This is a genomic window from Streptomyces sp. NPDC005576, assembly GCF_042871745.1.
In the GTDB taxonomy this organism is placed as follows: Bacteria; Actinomycetota; Actinomycetes; order Streptomycetales; family Streptomycetaceae; genus Streptomyces.
This window is the reverse complement of sequence record NZ_JBIAJC010000001.1, coordinates 354,649-369,905: the sequence shown is the minus strand read 5'-3', so window position 1 is coordinate 369,905 and position 15,257 is coordinate 354,649. Positions and strand designations below refer to the sequence as shown.

Here is a 15,257-nt window from a genome sequence, read left to right as displayed (position 1 = left end):
TGTGAGGCGGCCGGGGTTCGAGGCGGCCGGGGTTCGAGGCGGTCTCGCCCGGAGGCATCGACGCCCGCTCCCGGCTGCGGCCGGGAGCGGATCGGGCCGTGCACAGCTTGGGGCGGGCGGTGCACGGCCACGACCCGGGGCCCTGAGGACAACGACCCCGACGTACGGCTGAGGGGCGGGACGCTTCGCGCGTCCCGCCCCTCAGCCGTACGTCGTACCTCGTGCGCTGTTACGTCGTACCGGTCCCGCCCGGCTCACCGGGCGGGAGAAGTCTCACCGTTTCACTGGCCCTGTTCGTCGCGACGGCGCTGCCACCGTTGCTCGATGCGGTTCATCACCGAACGGCGCTGTCTGGGCCCACGCGCGGCAGCCGGGGTGCCGCGCTGCGGCTGTTCTCCGGGCTTGGGCGCCCTGCGCCAGCCGGTGACCGCGAGTACGGCGCAGCCCAGCATGACGAGGAACCCGACCACGCTGATCCAGATCTGCTTGGCGACCATTCCGGCCATGAGGAGCGCGATACCCACCAGAAACCCAGCGACCGCCTGGTAGACCCGTCGCCGGGTGTACGTACGCAGCCCGCTTCCCTCAAGCGCTGTCGCGAACTTGGGATCTTCGGCGTACAGCGCTCGCTCCATCTGCTCGAGCATGCGCTGCTCGTGCTCCGAGAGCGGCACGGAGTCCTCCTCGTCGTCGGCCGCGGGGGCGACCGGTAAGCGGCCCTTCCAGGATAGGCAGGGATTCGCCCCCGGGAAACCCGCCCACCAGCCAGCAGCCAGTCCGTACCGCCATGTCGGTTCGGCCCTTGGAGCGTTGATTCCCCGACGGCCGATCCGTCATGCCGGATCCTGTCACCCGATCATACGGGGCCCGGGCCCGGATCGGGGGCCCGGAGCGAGAGGGGATGCCCACCGGGTCCGTCCCCCGCGGCGCCGATCAGCCGCTCCCCCGCCACCCGGTGTTCCCCGGCGGACCGCCGTCAGGCCCGGCGCTCCCCCAGGACGTGCAGCTGGGTGGCGACCGAGTGGAAGGCGGGCAGCTCGGCGGCGGCGGCCTCCAGCTTCAGCAGAGCCTCCATCGCGCCGGGCTCGGTGTCCACCAGCACACCGGGGACGAGGTCCGCGAAGACCCGCACCCCGTGCACCGAGGTCACGTCGAGGCCCGCGTCGCGGATCAGGCCGGAGAGCTGGTCGGCGGTGAACCTGCGGGGCACCGGGTCGCCGTCGCCCCAGCGTCCGGCCGGGTCGGTGAGCGCCCGGCCGGCCTCCGCGAAGTGACCGGCGAGGGCGCGGGCCAGTACGGCGCCGCCCGAGCCCGCGGCGAGCAGGCTGAGCGCGCCGGAGGGGCGGAGCGCCTCGACCGCGTTCCGTACCCCTTCGGCCGGCTCGTCCACGTACTCCAGGACTCCGTGGCAGAGCACCGCGTCGAAGGTGCCGCGCTCCACCACGTCGAAGAGTCCGAGGATGTCGCCCTGGACCCCGCGGACCCGGTCGGCGACGCCGGCCTCGTCGGCCCGGCGCTCCAGCGCGAAGAGGGCGTCGGGGCTGGGGTCGACGACGGTGACGCGGTGGCCCAGCCGGGCGGCGGGGACCGCGAAGTTGCCGGTGCCGCCTCCGGTGTCCAGAACCTCCAGGCTGTCGCTGCCGGTCGCCTTCACCTGGCGGTCGAGGGCGCCCTTGAGGACCTCCCAGACCACGGCGGTACGGAGGGAGGCGCGGGGGCGCGGCTGGTCCGACACGGCAGATGACTCCTCGGCACGGCGCCGCTGCGGGCGGCGGAGCGTGAACGGTGCAGGTGGTGCGGGTGCGCCCCCACCCTATTGCCTCGCACCTCCCGCTCCGCCACCCCGCGCCCCGCCCTCCGGGAGCGCCGTCACCCCGCGCCGGGGCGGCCCCTCCTGGGCTGCGGGAGGGAGGGGTGGAGCCTGAGCAGCCGCTCCACCAGACGCAGGAACATCGCCACGTCGCGCAGCAGGTCGTCGGCGTCGCGCCGGCTCGCCGCACCGGGGAGGCCCGCCTCGGCCCGGGCCCGGCGCTCGGCGCCGGAGGCGAAGAGTGCGCTCCACTCGGTGAGCTCCGGCGCTGTCTCGGGGAGCACCTCCCACGCGCTGCGGATGCGCTCGCGGTGGCGCTTGGTGGTTTCGGGGCGGCCACGGGCGGCGAGCACGGCGGCGGCCGCGCGCAGGGCCGCGAGGTGCGCGGTGGCATAGCGCTCGTTGGGGACGTCGAGGACGGCGGCCTCGGTCAGGCCGGCGTGGGCCTTGGCGAGGAGATCGAGGGCGGCAGGCGGGGCTCCGGCCCGGCGCGCGACGGGGTGCACGTCGTCGGGCGGTCCGGTCGGTGAGGGGGCAGGGCTGCCTGCGCGGCGCCGCGGGGCGGCAGCTGCGGACGAGCTGGCCATGACGATCCTCCTGTCGTCTGTGACGGCTCGATGGCCGTGTGTGTCCATGGTGGCGGGTACCACTGACAATGCTGTTCAAGCCCCCGTTGACCTGGTCTTTTGCTTCACGCCTGAGTTCCGGCTACGTTTTTGCACTGACCAGTCAGTCCAAAAGTGGGTTCACCACAGGGGGAGCGATGGCAGACGAAGAGCCGGCGGCCGCCCCGTGCGGGGCGGCCGTCGAGGTACGGGGGCTCGGGCTGCGGGGGTCGCGCGGATGGGCGTTCCGGGGCGTGGAGTTCGACGCCCCGCCCGGCACGCTCACCGCTCTGGAGGGTCCTTCGGGTTCCGGCCGTACCTCGCTGCTGCTGGCCCTCACCGGCCGGATGCGGACGACGGAGGGCCGGGCGAGCACCGGCGGCCACCCGCTTCCGGGACGGCTCGCGGCGGTCCGGCGCATCACCGCGCTCGGACCGGTCCAGGGCGTCAGCGAACTCGACCCCGCCCTGACCGTCGCCGAACACCTGCGGGAACGCGCCCTGCTCCGGAACCGGTACACCGGCCCCGTCCGGGCGCTGCTCCGTCCGCGCCGGGAGCGAGCCGCGGTGGGCGAGCGGATCGGCCAGGTGGTGAACGCCGCCGGGCTCGACCTCAGCGCTCTGCCGAGGGCCGGGCGGACCCGGGCACGGGACCTGGAACGCCTGGACGCGCTGCGGCTCTCCGTCGCACTCGCCCTGCTGGACGAACCGCGGCTGCTCGCGGTGGACGACACGGACCTCGGCCTCGACACGGCGGGCCGGGCGGCGGCCTGGGAGCTGCTGCGCGCGGTCGCCGCCGGGGGCACGACCGTGCTCGCGGTCTGCGCCGAGGCCCCTGGGGGCGTGCGGACCGTACGTACCGGCCCGGACGCGGGCACAGGCGCGGACGACACCGCCACGGACACCACCACCCGCACCGGCCCGGACACCGAAGCCCGCCCGGACACCCACGCCGGCACCGGCATCCACACCGACGGGAAGGAGGCCGGCGATGCGCGCGACCGGACTGGCCGGGCTTGAACTGAGGCGCTTCGGCCGGGGGAGGCTGCCGCGCGCGGCGCTCGCCGCGCTCCTGCTGCTGCCCCTGTTGTACGGGGCGCTCTACCTCTGGTCCTTCTGGGACCCGTACGGGCACCTGGACCGGATTCCCGTGGCCCTGGTCAACGAGGACAAGGGGGCACGGCTCCCCGGGGAGAAGGGGGGTGAGGGGGCCGGGGACGGCGGTACGAGCGGTGACCGGCTCGCCGCCGGTGACGAACTCACCGGAAAGCTGCTGGACTCCAAGACCTTCGAGTGGCACCGGGTGGACGCCGCCGAGGCCCGCCGGGGTGTCGAGGACGGTACGTACTACCTCTCGCTCACCCTGCCCGCGGACCTCAGTCGGCGGATCGCGTCGAGTGGTGGCGACTCCCCCGAGACGGGCGCCCTCCAGGTGCGCACCAACGACGCCAACAACTACATCGTCGGCCAGATCTCGCGGACGGTGTTCTCCGAGATCCGCGCCGCCGCGTCGACCGAGGCATCGCGCGGCTTCCTCGACCGGATCTTCGTCGACTTCTCGGATCTCCACGACGCGACGGCGAAAGCCGCCTCCGGAGCCGACGACCTGCAGAGCGGCATCGCGAAGGCCGAGAAGGGTTCGAAGGACCTCGCCGAGGGGCTCGGGGAGAGCAAGGCCGGCAGCCAGCGGCTCTCCGACGGCATCACCGCACTCGACCAGGGCTCCGCCGATCTGCGGACCGGATCGCGGCAGGTGGCCGACGGCACGCAGCTCCTCGCCGACGAGGTCAACGGGCTCGCGGCCGACGTCCGCCCGTTCCTCCGGGACGACGGCAAATCCATCGGCGACACCGCCCGGCTGGTCGCCGACGCCTCGCACACCGTGCGGGAGAACCTCGACGGGCTGGTGAAGGCGGCGCCCGTCGCGGCCACCGCCGCGCAGACCGCCGCCGGTGATCTCGCCGCCGTGCACACCCAGCGGTGCGAGGACCCGCCGGTGCCGGACCCCGCCGTCTGTGCCCCTCTGGAGAAGGCGGTGACGGCGGCGGCCGAGGTCGCACGGGTCGCCGACGACGTGGGCGCACTGGTGAAGGACGAGGACGGCGATCTCGCCGCACTGCGTACCCGGCTGACGGTCCTGCAGCAGCGGGCGGAGGACCTCGCGGAGCACGCGCCGACGCTCGGCGACGACCTGGAATCGGCCGTGGCGAAGGTCAACTCCCTCAACGCGGGTGCGCAGCGGGTCGCCGAAGGCGCCGGGACCCTGCACACCGGGCTCTCGACGGCGAAGTCCGGGGCCACCGCGCTGAACACCGGTGTCGGGGAGCTCGCGTCCGGCGCCACCGGCCTGGACAGCGGGCTGCACCGGCTGAGCGACGGCTCCACCACCCTCGCCGACGGCCTGAACGACGGGGTCGGCCGGATTCCGGACTACGACGAGGACGACCGTGACGCGCGTACCGGTGTCATGGCCGACCCGGTCCGCCTCGCGTCCTCGTCCCTGCACGCTGCTCCGAACTACGGCACCGGCTTCGCCCCCTACTTCATCCCGCTCTCCCTCTGGGTCGGGGCGATGGTGGCGTACATGCTGATGCAGCCGCTGAACCGGCGCGCGCTCGCAGCGGGCGCCTCCGCCCGTCGGACCGCGTTCGCGGGCTGGCTGCCGGTGGCCGCGATCGGCCTGCTCCAGGTCGCCGCGCTGATGTCCGTACTGCACTGGGGGCTGGGTCTGGAGATGGCGCGTCCGGTGGCCACGATCGGTTTCCTCGCCCTGGTGACCTGCTGCTTCGCCGCGATCGTGCAGTGGCTGAACGCCCGGTTCGGAGCTGCCGGGCGGATTCTGGTGCTGGCGCTGCTGATGCTCCAGCTGACCTCGGCCGGCGGTACCTACCCCGTCCGGACCAGCCCCGGCTTCTTCCAGGCTCTCCACCCCTGGCTGCCGATGAGCTACGTCGTCGACGCGTTGCGCCGGCTGATCACCGGCGGCGGGTCCGGGCCCGTCTGGCTGGGCTGCGCGGTCCTGGCCGCCTTCACGGCCGGGGCCCTCGCGCTGACCGCCTTCACCGCCCGCAGCAAGCAGGTGTGGACGCTGGAACGGCTGCACCCGGAGCTGAGTCTGTGAAGCCCGGGGCGGACGGGCTCGGAGCGCCGGTGGACCTGTGAGAATCGACCTCATGGAAAGCAGTGGCACCACTCGCCGCCAGGCCACCCGGCAGAAGCTCTACGAGGCGGCCGTGACCCTCATCGCCGAGAAGGGATTCTCGGCGACCACGGTGGACGAGATCGCCGAGCGGGCCGGAGTGGCCAAGGGCACGGTGTACTACAACTTCAAGAGCAAGACCGAGCTCTTCGAGGAGCTGCTGCGGCACGGCGTGGGCCTGCTGAGCGCAGCGCTGCGGGCGGCGGCCGAGGAGACCGCCGGCCGCGGCGGGACCCGGGTGGCCGCGCTGGACGCGATGATCCGGGCGGGGCTGGCCTTCATCGACCGCTACCCCGCCTTCACCCAGCTGTACGTGGCCGAGCTCTGGCGCACCAACCGGGCCTGGCAGTCGACCCTCCTGGTGGTGCGCCAGGAGGCGGTCGCCGTGGTGGAGGGCGAGCTGCGGGCGGGTGTGGAGAACGGCGAGCTCAGTCCGGAGATCGACGTCCCGCTGACCGCCGCCGCGCTGGTCGGGATGGTGCTGGTGGCGGCCCTGGACTGGAAGGCGTTCCAGCCCGAGCGGTCGCTCGACGAGGTCCACTCGGCGCTGTCGCTGCTGCTCCACGGCCGGGTCAGCGGGCGCTGACGGCGGGCGACGGACAGCGGACGGCAGCCTGAAGACCACGAGCCCGCGGCTCGCGCCTCGTGACTCGCCCCCCGCGGACCGCCGGCCGGGAGGCACGGAAGCACGACCGCCACGGAAAAAGACGCCGGTCCGGCGGAGTTCGATCCCCCTCGAACCCCACCGGACCGACGTCCCGCGTACTGCCGGAGGAGCCTTCCCCCGTGGCCCCGGTCCCCCGTGGCCCCCGGCTCCTCCGTCGTGCGCCCCCGTTCTGTCGGAGGCACGGACCGTCCGCCGCCCCGTGCCGGCGGTCCGCGCACCGTGCCCCTTCCATGCCCCCACTCTTCCGTCCGGGCAGGTGGCGGCCCATCCGCTCAGCTACTCATCCGGCGCACTGGGTACGCGTACTCAGCCCTGTGTGCGAGAGCTCACCCGCAGCCGTCGCCGGCTGACTACGATCGCCTCCGTGTCCGTACTCCCCTTGGTTTTCACGAGCGGCTGGGCGAGCGGGATCAACGCGTACGCGGTGGTCCTCCTCCTCGGCGTCTTCGGCGCGACCGGCCTCACCGACGAGGTCCCCGCGTCCCTGCAGCGCCCCGACGTCCTCGCCGTGGCCGCGCTGCTCTTCCTGCTGGAGGCGGTGGCGGACAAGGTCCCGTATCTCGACACCGCCTGGGACGCGGTGCACACCGTGGTCAGACCGGCCTCCGGAGCGGTCGTCGCCGCGCTGCTGGCGGGCGACTCCGGTTCGCTGCCGCAGCTGGCGGCGGGGGCGGTCGGCGGTTCGACGGCGCTGCTGAGCCATCTGGTCAAGGCCGGTACCCGCATGGCGGTCAACTCCTCCCCCGAGCCGTTCTCCAACGTGGTGGTCAGCACGGCGGAGGACCTCGGCGTGGCGGGGATCATCACCTTCGCGATATTCCATCCGGTGGCGGCTGCCTCCGTCGCGGCGGTGCTGCTGGTGCTCGGCCTGGTGGCGCTCCTCCTGCTCGCCTCCCGCATCCGCCGCTACCTCCGCCGCCGGGCGCAGCGGCGGCAGGAGCGGGAGTTGGCCGGAACCGGCCGCCGCTGGCCTTACGACTGACGGACCGTACGACTGGCGGGCCTTACCGGGGGCCTTACGACGGAGGGCCCGGCCGCCCCGGCCCCGGGCGGCGCCACCTGGCGCCCGGGCGCCCGCCGGTGGTCGATAAGGTCACCGGCATGGCACGAATTGCGGTGATCGGCGCCGGGACGGGCGCCATGGCGGCGGCCGCCCGGCTCGCGGTGGCAGGCCACCGGGTGACGGTGTACGAGCGGTCGGACACGTACGGCGGCTCCCTCGGGCGGCACGAGCGGGACGGCTTCGTCTTTGACACCGGTCCGGCCCTGCTGCACCTGCCGGCCGTGCAGCGCGACCTCTTCGTCAAGACCGGCAAGGAGCCCCTGGAGCAGCGGGTGACGCTGACCCAGGTCGATCCGGCGAGCCACCACGTCTTCGCCGACGGCACCCGGGTCTCGCTCCCCCACGCCTCCCGGGCCGGGGTGGTCGCGGCCCTCGACGGGGCGCTCGGCGGGGGCGCGGGAGCACGGTGGGGCGAGTTCCTCGACCGGGCCCGGGACGCCTGGGACCGCTCGCGCCGGCCGCTGCTGGAGGAGCCGCTGCGAGAGGACTGGCAGGTGCTGGGCCGTGACCCGTACCCGGCCGTCCGGACGCGCCGGCTGCTGCGCGGGGTCCGTCGGGCCACCACTCCGGCCGAGGTCGGGGCGTGGGAGCTGGCCGATCCCCGGCTGGCCGCCCTGCTCGACGGGTATGCCCTGGCGTACGGCCTCGACCCGCGTGAGGCACCGGCGAGCGCCGCCCTGCTGCCGTACATGGAGGAGACCTTCGGCACCTGGTACGTGACGGGCGGGATGCGGGCGCTGGCCGACGCGCTGTACGAGCGGTGCCTGGCGCGGCGGGTGGAGTTCATGTTCGGCGCGGAGGTGGTCCGGGTCGTCGAGAAGGACGGCCGGGCGGCCGGGGTGGAGCTGGCGGACGGGACGCCGGCCGGGGCCGACCACGTGGTGCTGGGCGTACAGCGCCGTCCGGACCTGGTGCCGGGTACGGCCCTGGGGGCGGACGGGGACGTGCCGGTGCAGCCGCACCCCGGGGCGGGGCCACTGCCGGGCCGCTTCGTGGTGATGCTCTCGCTGCGCGGCGGCCGGGATGCCGGGGCCCCGCACCGGACCGTGGTGCACGCCCCGGACGGCGCGGCGGAGCAGGCGGCACTCTTCGCGGGGCGACTCGCCGAGGCGCCCACGGTCACCGTGCTGCGGCCGGACGACCCGGCGACCCGGCCGGACGAGGACCATGAGGCGGTGACGCTGGTGGCCACGGTCGCCCCGCACGGCCCGGTGGACTGGACCGGCCCGGAACTGCGCGAGCGGTACGCCGCGACGGTGATCGCCGCCGCCGGGAAGGCGGTCCCCGGACTGCGCGGCCGGATCCTCGACACCGAGGTGCGCACCCCCGCCGAGACGGAGGCGCAGACGGGGGCGGCCGGCGGTTCGGTGCCGCCGCCCGCGTTGGCGGGAGCGGCCGGCGCCCGGCTGCACGCCGCCAACCGCACCCGGCTGCCGGGGCTCTACCTGGCGGGCGGCTGGTCGCACCCGGGCGGCGGTCCGGCGCACGCGGGGATGTCGGGCGCCCTGGTCGCCGGGCTGATCGTGGAGGGCGACGACTTCAAGGGCTCGCGGTGAGCCGTGGGTTCAGGCGGTGAGCGACGGCTCCGAGGTCTCGCGGTGAGCGACGGCCGCGAAGGCTCGCGATGAGGGCGCGTCCCCTCCCGGGAGGGGACGCGCGGGAACAGCGGGTCAGTAGCGGTACTGCTCGTTCTGCCCCGTGTCGTAACCGTTGCCGTTGCCGTTGCCGTTGCCGTAACCGTCGTCACCGGCCGGATAGTTGCTCCCGTGCGGAGCGGGCGCGCCCTGGGCGTGCTGCTCGCCCTCCCGCTGCTGCGGCACCCAGACGCCGCCCGGCGGGGTGTCGGCGCCGTACTGCGGGGCGGCGTACGGCTCGGTGTACTGCTGCTGGTTCGGGTAAGCGTCGTAACCGCCGCCCGACCCCGCGTCGTAACCATTGCCGTTGCCGTTGCCGTAGGCGTCGTAGGACGCGTACGGCGGAGCAGCCGTGCCGCCGGCGCCGATGTACGGGTCGGAGTACGCCGCGTAGCTGTGCTGGTCGGTGCCGTAGGCGTAGCCGCCGTCGTACGAGGAGTTCTGCGCGGGCTCGCCGTAGCCGCTGTACGGGTCGTGGGCGGCGTACTGGGGCTGGGCGCCGGCCGGTTGCTGCTCCCGCGGGTGGCGCTGCTCCTCGTACCCCTGGTCGCCGCCCGGCTGCGCGTACGGGCTCGGGCTGTACACGCCGTACTGGCCGGTCTCCTCCGGCATCGGCTGCGGCTCGTACACGGCGGCCGGGTCGTCCTGCGCGGGTGCGGCCGGTTCCTCGTACTCCAGGCCGGAGACTTCGAGGACGGGCTCCTCGTTGACGGAGGGCCCGCGGCCGCGGCGACGGCGGCTGGCCCCGGGGCTGCCCCCGATGGCCCAGCCGGTGGAGAAGCCCCGCCGGAAGGAGAGCGTCACGTAGGTCTGACCCACCGCGAACGCGATCGCGCCGAGTGCGATGACCAGCACGGACGGGATCAGGACGCCGAGCACCACGCAGAGGAATCCGGAGAAGGCGAGGAGCCTCCAGCGCAGCCGTGCCTTGTACTGCAGAAGCACTTCCCCCAGCAGCCACAACGCCACCACGCCGAAAGCGATGTAGAGGACCGTCCAGCCCACGCCCGCCCCCTTCTACGGCCACCGCCGCCGGATCGGTGGCGGGTACGGCCGGTCACGACTGCTTGTGCAGTCCGAGATTTTCGTAGATTTCGAGCGTTGCCGTCGAGTTGTTGAGCGTGATGAAGTGCAATCCGGGCACACCTTCGGACAGCAGCTCCGCGCAGAACTCCGTTGCGAACTCGATGCCAATGGAGCGTACAGCCGCGGGATCGTCCCTGACCGCGTGGATGCGCTCTTCGAGGGCCCTGGGCACTGCCGCGTTGCTCAGCTGGGGGAATCTTTCGAGCTGTCTGACGCTGGTGACCGGCATGACCTCCGGAATGATGGGGGTGTCGCAACCCGCGGCGACCACACGATCACGCATCCGGAGGTAGTCGCCGGGTTCGAAGAACATCTGGGTGATGGCGTAGTCGGCCCCGGCCCTGCACTTGTCCACGAAGTGACGGGTGTCCGTTTCCCAGTCGGACGACCGCGGGTGCATTTCGGGGAACGCGGCGACCCCCACGCAGAAATCGCCCGACTCCTTGATGAGCCGCACCAGGTCGGCGGCGTACCGCACGCCCTCCGGGTGCTCGACCCACTCGCCCATCGGGTCGCCCGGCGGGTCTCCGCGCACGGCGAGGATGTTCCTGATCCCCGCGTCGGCGTACTGGCCGATCATGTTGCGCAGCTCCGCGACGGAGTGGTTGACCGCGGTGAGGTGCGCGACGGGGGTGAGGGTGCTGTCGGCGGCGATCTGCTGGGTCGCCCGGACCGTGCCCGCCCGGGTGGTGCCCCCGGCTCCGTACGTCACGGAGACGAAGCTGGGCCCCACGGCCTCGACCCGGCGCAACGCGTTCCAGAGGTTGCGCTCGCCCTTCTCGGTCTTGGGTGCCCAGAACTCGAAGGAGTACGACGTCTTGCCGGACGCGAGCAGGTCGCGCACGGTGCGTGCGCGGTCCGTCCGGGTGGAGGAGGTGCCAAGGGCCATACCGCGAGGTTAACCAGGGACCGGCCGTCACCCAACCAGAGCGGGATATTTGTCCGTATTGCAGTGAATACCGTCCACGCCTCGGACAGCCCGCCGGGACACCCGGCCGGGCGGGTGTCAGCGCTCGCGGATCCGCTTCGCCAGGCCGGCGGCGGCCGCGGCCGGGTCGTCGGCCTCGGTGAGCGCGCGGACCACCACGACGCGCCGGGCCCCGGCGTCCAGCACCTCGTCGAGATTGCCCGCGTCGATGCCGCCGATGGCGAACCACGGGCGGTGCCCGCCGAGGGAGGCGGCGTACCGCACCAGACCGAGGCCGGGCGCGTGGCGGCCGGGCTTGGTCGGGGTGGGCCAGCAGGGGCCGGTGCAGAAGTAGTCGACGCCGGGCTGTGCGACGGCCGCGTCCACTTCGGACTCGGCGTGGGTGGAGCGGCCGATCAGCGGAGGCTCGCCGATGATCGCGCGGGCCGCGGGGACCGGCAGGTCGCCCTGGCCGAGGTGGAGCACGTCGGCGCCGGAGGCGTGGGCGATGTCGGCGCGGTCGTTGACGGCGAGGAGTGTGCCGTGGCGGGCGCAGGCGTCCCGGAACACCTGGAGGTGCTCCAGCTCCTCCGCGGCTTCCATGCCCTTGTCGCGCAACTGGACGATGTCCACTCCGGAGCCGAGCACCGCGTCGAGGAATTCGGGGAGGTCCCCCTGGCGCCTGCGGGCGTCCGTGCAGAGGTAGAGACGGGCGTCGGTGAGCAGGTGGCGCGGCGTGGGCATCAAGGTTCCCCCCAGGTGGGTCACGTGGTCGCGGGCCGCGGGAAGCACGGCCCGCGACCACGTGTGCGGTCGTCTCGGTCAGACGGCGAGCGCCTGGGCGCGGCGCTTCACCTCCGTCCCGCGATTCTCGCTCAGCGCCTGCGCGGGGGTGCCGGGCAGGCTCGGGTCGGGGGTGAAGAGCCACTCCAGCATCTCTTCGTCGGAATAGCCGTCGTCCCTCAGGAGGGTCAGGGTCCCCGCGAGGCCCTTGACCACCTTGTCGCCGTCGATGAAGGCGGCAGGCACCTGGAGCGTCCGGTTCTCACCGCGGCGCACCGCGATCAGCTGGCCTTCCTTGACCAGCTGCCGCACGCGCGTCACCTCGACGTCGAGGAGTTCCGCGATGTCGGGGAGGTGGAGCCAGGCGGGGACGAGAGCATCGATCTTTGCGTCAATCCGGTTCACGAGGACAAGCGTGCCATCTGGGACCGACAGCTGGAAGCCGGGCCGACCGTACGGACCACGTCGCAGGGCGTCCCCGCAGGTCGCGCCCGGGTTCGGAGCGGCCCGGCCGGGCGCGCACGACCCCGCGCCGGGGCTCAGCGGACGGCGGACTTCAGGGGTACGGCCGGGTCGGCGGCCCGCTCGGGGTCGAGGGTCCGGCCGGAGGTGACGAGCTTGCGCCCCTGGGTGAGATCGCGCGGACGGCCGACCGCCAGCAGGGCGACGAGCGCGCCGTCGCGCAGCCAGAGCACGGTCCACTCCTCGTCGGCGGGGTCGCCGCGCCACAGCAGGGTGTCGGCGTCCGCGTGGTGCCCGGCGTACTGGACGAAGCGGCCGAACTGCTCGGACCAGAAGTACGGCACCGGGTCGTACGGCTCCGGTTCTGCGGCCTTTGCCCCTCCCGTCCGTGCGATGCCCGCCGCGACGGTGCGCGGGCCCTGGAGCGCGTTGTCCCAGTGGTGGACCAGGAGACGTGCGCCGTAGCGCGCGGAGGGGTACGAGGCGCAGTCCCCGACCGCGTACACCCCGGGCGCGGAGGTGCGCAGGGCGGCGTCCGCGATGACCGATCCGTCCGGGCCGAGCGCGACGCCCGAGCCGGCGAGCCAGCCGCTGGCGGGGCGGGCGCCGATGCCGACGACCACCGCGCCGGCCGGGAGCCGGCGTCCGTCGGCCAGGATCACGGCGCCGGGTTCGACGCGGTCGACCCGGGCGCCGGTGAGGAGCGTGGCACCGGCGTGCGCGTACCAGTCGGCCATGGGTGCGGTGACCTCGGCGGGCAGCACCCCGGCGAGCGGGCGGGCGGCGGCCTCCACGACGGTGACCGCGCAGCCGGCCGCACGGGCGGCGGTGGCGAACTCGGCGCCGATCCAGCCCGCGCCGACCACGACGACGTCGTGGCGCCCGGCGAGGACGGGCCGCAGCCGCTCGGCGTCGTCCAGGGTGCGCAGCAGGTGGACGCCGGGAACCCCTTCGGAGCCGGGCAGCGTCAGCGGTTCGGCCCCGGTCGCGAGGACCAGCACGTCGTACGGCACCGGGCCGTCCGGGGTGTCCACCTCCCGGTCGGCGGGGCGCAGGCCGTCCACGGGGAGCCCGAGGCGCAGACGGACGTCGAGCGCCTTGAAGTCGATGCCGAACGCGGAGTGTTCGGCGGTGCCGAGCAGGACGGCCTTGGAGAGCGGCGGCCGGTCGTAGGGCTGGTGGGGCTCCGCGCCGATCAGGGTGACGGGCCCGGTGTACCCCTCGTCCCGCAGTGCCACGGCGGTCCGCACGCCCGCCATGCCCGCTCCGACGATGACGACGCCGTGCTCCGGCGCCCGCTGGTCGCTCTCTTCGCTCACGTACCCACCCTAAGCACCTGACGCTCCATCACGTCACGGGGTCCGGTGCCCTCCGCGGCGGCTCCTTCGTACCGCGCGGGCGGCGGGGTCTAGGGTGGCTGCGCGAAGACACTCGCGGGAGCCCGGACGAACCGGGCTGAGAGGGAGGCTGGCGGCCTCCGACCGTACGAACCTGATCCGGGTCATGCCGGCGAAGGGAGGGGCTGGACACCCATGCGTGCATCACAGGAATCGTCCTCCGCCGCGAGCGGGGGCACCACGGGCGGGGGCACGGGAGACGCGGGCCGCCGGGGGCCCGCGTACGACGTGCTCGTCGTCGGGGGCGGCATCATCGGCCTGGTCACCGCCTGGCGGGCGGCGCAGGCGGGACTGCGGACGGCGGTCGCCGATCCGGAACCGGGCGGCGGGGCCGCGCGGGTCGCGGCCGGGATGCTGGCCGCCGTCACCGAACTCCACTACGGCGAGCAGATGCTGCTCGGGCTCAACCTCGCCTCCGCCGCCCGCTACCCGGATTTCGTGGCGGAGCTGGAGGCGGCGAGCGGCCGGGACACCGGCTTCCGCGCCTGCGGCACCCTCGCGGTGGCGCTCGACTCCGACGACCGGGCGCACCTGCGCGAACTGCACGCCCTCCAGGAGCGGTCCGGGCTCGACTCGCAGTGGCTGTCGGGGCGCGAGTGCCGGCGGCTGGAACCGATGCTGGCGCCGGGTGTGCGGGGCGGGCTGCGGGTCGACGGCGACCATCAGGTCGACCCGCGCCGGCTGGCGACCGCGCTGCTGACGGCCTGCGAGCGGGCCGGGGTGGTCTTCCACCGCAGCCCCTGCGAGCGGCTGGAGGTCGCGCGCGGCCGGGCGGCCGGGGCGCTGCTCGCGGACGGCACCGCGGTCTCGGCCGGCCAGGTCGTGCTGGCCGCCGGCAGCCTCAGCGGCCGGCTCGCGGGGCTGCCGGAGGGCGTCGCCCCGCCGGTGCGCCCGGTGAAGGGCCAGGTGCTGCGGCTGACCGTGCCGCGTGCGTACGCCCCCTTCCTCAGCCGGACGGTGCGCGCGGTGGTGCGGGGTCAGGACCTGTACCTCGTCCCGCGCGAGAACGGCGAGCTGGTCGTCGGTGCGACGAGCGAGGAGATGGGCTGGGACACCACGGTGACGGCCGGCGGGGTGTACGAGCTGCTGCGCGACGCCCACGAGCTGGTGCCGGGCATCACCGAGCTGCCGCTCACCGAGACCCTGGCCGGGCTGCGTCCCGCCACCCCGGACAACGCGCCGGTGCTCGGCCCGACCGCCCTGCCGGGGCTGCTGGTCGCCACCGGCCACCACCGCAACGGGGTGCTGCTGACCCCCGTCACCGGCGACGCCATGGCGCACGCGCTGACCACCGGCGAACTGCCCGAGGTGGCCCGCCCGTTCGCGCCGGGCCGCTTCACCACCCCCGTCGCCCCCGCACGCGAGGAGCAGTACGCATGACCGATCCGGCCGTCCCGACCGACCTGACCGATCCGACCGGCCTGACCGCCCCGACGGCCAGAGTGCCCGTCTCCGTCAACGGTGACCCGCGCGAGCTCCCGCCCGGGACCACCCTGGGCACCCTCGTGGCGTCCCTGACCCGCGCGTCCTCGGGGGTCGCCGCCGCCGTCAACGAGAGTGTGGTGCCGCGCTCGGCCTGGCACACCACCGCCCTCGCCGGGGGCGACCGCGTCGAGGTCCTCACCGCCGTACAGGGAGGCTGACC

General features: G+C 74.2%; 15 protein-coding genes and 1 riboswitch. Of the genes, 7 read left to right on the top strand and 8 right to left on the bottom strand.

Annotated features, from left to right (window positions below):
- Nucleotides 1–281: 281 nt before the first annotated feature.
- From ACFYPN_RS01660 to ACFYPN_RS01650, 3 genes are all read right to left on the bottom strand, one after another.
- On the bottom strand, nt 282–674 hold the full coding sequence (locus tag ACFYPN_RS01660) for a DUF3040 domain-containing protein (RefSeq protein ID WP_358758116.1): 393 nt from the start codon (nt 672–674) through the stop codon (nt 282–284).
- A gap of 302 nt (nt 675–976) precedes the next feature.
- Nucleotides 977–1,735 (bottom strand): methyltransferase, encoded by a 759-nt coding sequence (locus ACFYPN_RS01655; protein WP_358758114.1) that lies wholly within the window; start codon nt 1,733–1,735, stop codon nt 977–979.
- 134 nt (nt 1,736–1,869) lie between these two features.
- The gene (locus ACFYPN_RS01650) at nt 1,870–2,397 is read right to left on the bottom strand and encodes an SAV_6107 family HEPN domain-containing protein (RefSeq protein ID WP_389296422.1); all 528 of its coding nucleotides are present in this window, start codon (nt 2,395–2,397) and stop codon (nt 1,870–1,872) included.
- 176 nt (nt 2,398–2,573) lie between these two features.
- Here ACFYPN_RS01650 and ACFYPN_RS01645 point away from each other — a divergent pair, with 176 nt between their 5' ends.
- From ACFYPN_RS01645 to ACFYPN_RS01625, 5 genes are all read left to right on the top strand, one after another.
- Nucleotides 2,574–3,434: an ATP-binding cassette domain-containing protein gene (locus ACFYPN_RS01645; RefSeq protein WP_389296421.1), complete on the top strand. Its 861-nt coding sequence runs from the start codon at nt 2,574–2,576 to the stop codon at nt 3,432–3,434.
- Nucleotides 3,406–5,535 carry a YhgE/Pip family protein gene (locus ACFYPN_RS01640; protein ID WP_389296420.1) on the top strand — a complete coding sequence of 710 codons (2,130 nt, stop codon included), beginning with the start codon at nt 3,406–3,408 and terminating at the stop codon, nt 5,533–5,535. Before ACFYPN_RS01645 ends, ACFYPN_RS01640 begins: the two co-directional genes overlap by 29 nt.
- A 52-nt stretch (nt 5,536–5,587) precedes the next feature.
- Nucleotides 5,588–6,199, top strand: coding sequence for a TetR/AcrR family transcriptional regulator (locus tag ACFYPN_RS01635; RefSeq protein WP_358758107.1), 612 nt, complete (start codon nt 5,588–5,590; stop codon nt 6,197–6,199).
- Nucleotides 6,200–6,644: 445 nt separating this feature from the next.
- Complete coding sequence (locus ACFYPN_RS01630; protein ID WP_358758106.1) at nt 6,645–7,262, top strand: DUF4126 domain-containing protein; 618 nt, start codon at nt 6,645–6,647, stop codon at nt 7,260–7,262.
- A gap of 119 nt (nt 7,263–7,381) precedes the next feature.
- Nucleotides 7,382–8,899: a phytoene desaturase family protein gene (locus tag ACFYPN_RS01625; protein ID WP_389296419.1), complete on the top strand. Its 1,518-nt coding sequence runs from the start codon at nt 7,382–7,384 to the stop codon at nt 8,897–8,899.
- 114 nt (nt 8,900–9,013) lie between these two features.
- Here the strand turns inward: ACFYPN_RS01625 and ACFYPN_RS01620 are convergent, their stop codons facing one another.
- From ACFYPN_RS01620 to ACFYPN_RS01600, 5 genes are all read right to left on the bottom strand, one after another.
- The gene (locus ACFYPN_RS01620) at nt 9,014–9,982 is read right to left on the bottom strand and encodes a hypothetical protein (RefSeq protein WP_389296418.1); all 969 of its coding nucleotides are present in this window, start codon (nt 9,980–9,982) and stop codon (nt 9,014–9,016) included.
- A 52-nt stretch (nt 9,983–10,034) separates the two neighbouring features.
- The gene (gene metF, locus ACFYPN_RS01615; protein ID WP_389296417.1) at nt 10,035–10,952 is read right to left on the bottom strand and encodes a methylenetetrahydrofolate reductase [NAD(P)H]; all 918 of its coding nucleotides are present in this window, start codon (nt 10,950–10,952) and stop codon (nt 10,035–10,037) included.
- Between the two features lie 117 nt (nt 10,953–11,069).
- On the bottom strand, nt 11,070–11,714 hold the full coding sequence (thiE, locus tag ACFYPN_RS01610; RefSeq protein WP_389296416.1) for a thiamine phosphate synthase: 645 nt from the start codon (nt 11,712–11,714) through the stop codon (nt 11,070–11,072).
- 78 nt (nt 11,715–11,792) lie between these two features.
- Entirely contained in the window at nt 11,793–12,158 is a 366-nt protein-coding gene (locus ACFYPN_RS01605) for an Rv2175c family DNA-binding protein (RefSeq protein WP_358758097.1), read from the bottom strand.
- A 134-nt stretch (nt 12,159–12,292) separates the two neighbouring features.
- On the bottom strand, nt 12,293–13,534 hold the full coding sequence (locus ACFYPN_RS01600) for an NAD(P)/FAD-dependent oxidoreductase (RefSeq protein WP_389296415.1): 1,242 nt from the start codon (nt 13,532–13,534) through the stop codon (nt 12,293–12,295).
- 104 nt (nt 13,535–13,638) lie between these two features.
- A riboswitch (TPP riboswitch) is annotated at nt 13,639–13,750 on the top strand.
- Between ACFYPN_RS01600 and thiO the strand changes: the two genes are divergently transcribed.
- On the top strand, nt 13,748–14,992 hold the full coding sequence (thiO, locus tag ACFYPN_RS01595) for a glycine oxidase ThiO (protein ID WP_389296414.1): 1,245 nt from the start codon (nt 13,748–13,750) through the stop codon (nt 14,990–14,992). Its footprint overlaps the riboswitch before it by 3 nt.
- A complete protein-coding gene (thiS, locus tag ACFYPN_RS01590) occupies nt 14,989–15,255 on the top strand; it encodes a sulfur carrier protein ThiS (RefSeq protein WP_389296413.1) in 267 nt (88 codons plus the stop codon). Before thiO ends, thiS begins: the two co-directional genes overlap by 4 nt.
- Nucleotides 15,256–15,257 lie beyond the last annotated feature (2 nt).

Coding starts and splice junctions, on each gene's coding strand:
- ACFYPN_RS01650 (WP_389296422.1), bottom strand. CDS start 2,397: ATGGCCAGCTCGTCCGCAGCTGCCGCCCCGCGGCGCCGCGCAGGCAGC.
- ACFYPN_RS01645 (WP_389296421.1), top strand. CDS start 2,574: ATGGCAGACGAAGAGCCGGCGGCCGCCCCGTGCGGGGCGGCCGTCGAG.
- ACFYPN_RS01640 (WP_389296420.1), top strand. CDS start 3,406: ATGCGCGCGACCGGACTGGCCGGGCTTGAACTGAGGCGCTTCGGCCGG.
- ACFYPN_RS01635 (WP_358758107.1), top strand. CDS start 5,588: ATGGAAAGCAGTGGCACCACTCGCCGCCAGGCCACCCGGCAGAAGCTC.
- ACFYPN_RS01625 (WP_389296419.1), top strand. CDS start 7,382: ATGGCACGAATTGCGGTGATCGGCGCCGGGACGGGCGCCATGGCGGCG.
- metF (WP_389296417.1), bottom strand. CDS start 10,952: ATGGCCCTTGGCACCTCCTCCACCCGGACGGACCGCGCACGCACCGTG.
- thiE (WP_389296416.1), bottom strand. CDS start 11,714: ATGCCCACGCCGCGCCACCTGCTCACCGACGCCCGTCTCTACCTCTGC.
- thiO (WP_389296414.1), top strand. CDS start 13,748: ATGCGTGCATCACAGGAATCGTCCTCCGCCGCGAGCGGGGGCACCACG.
- thiS (WP_389296413.1), top strand. CDS start 14,989: ATGACCGATCCGGCCGTCCCGACCGACCTGACCGATCCGACCGGCCTG.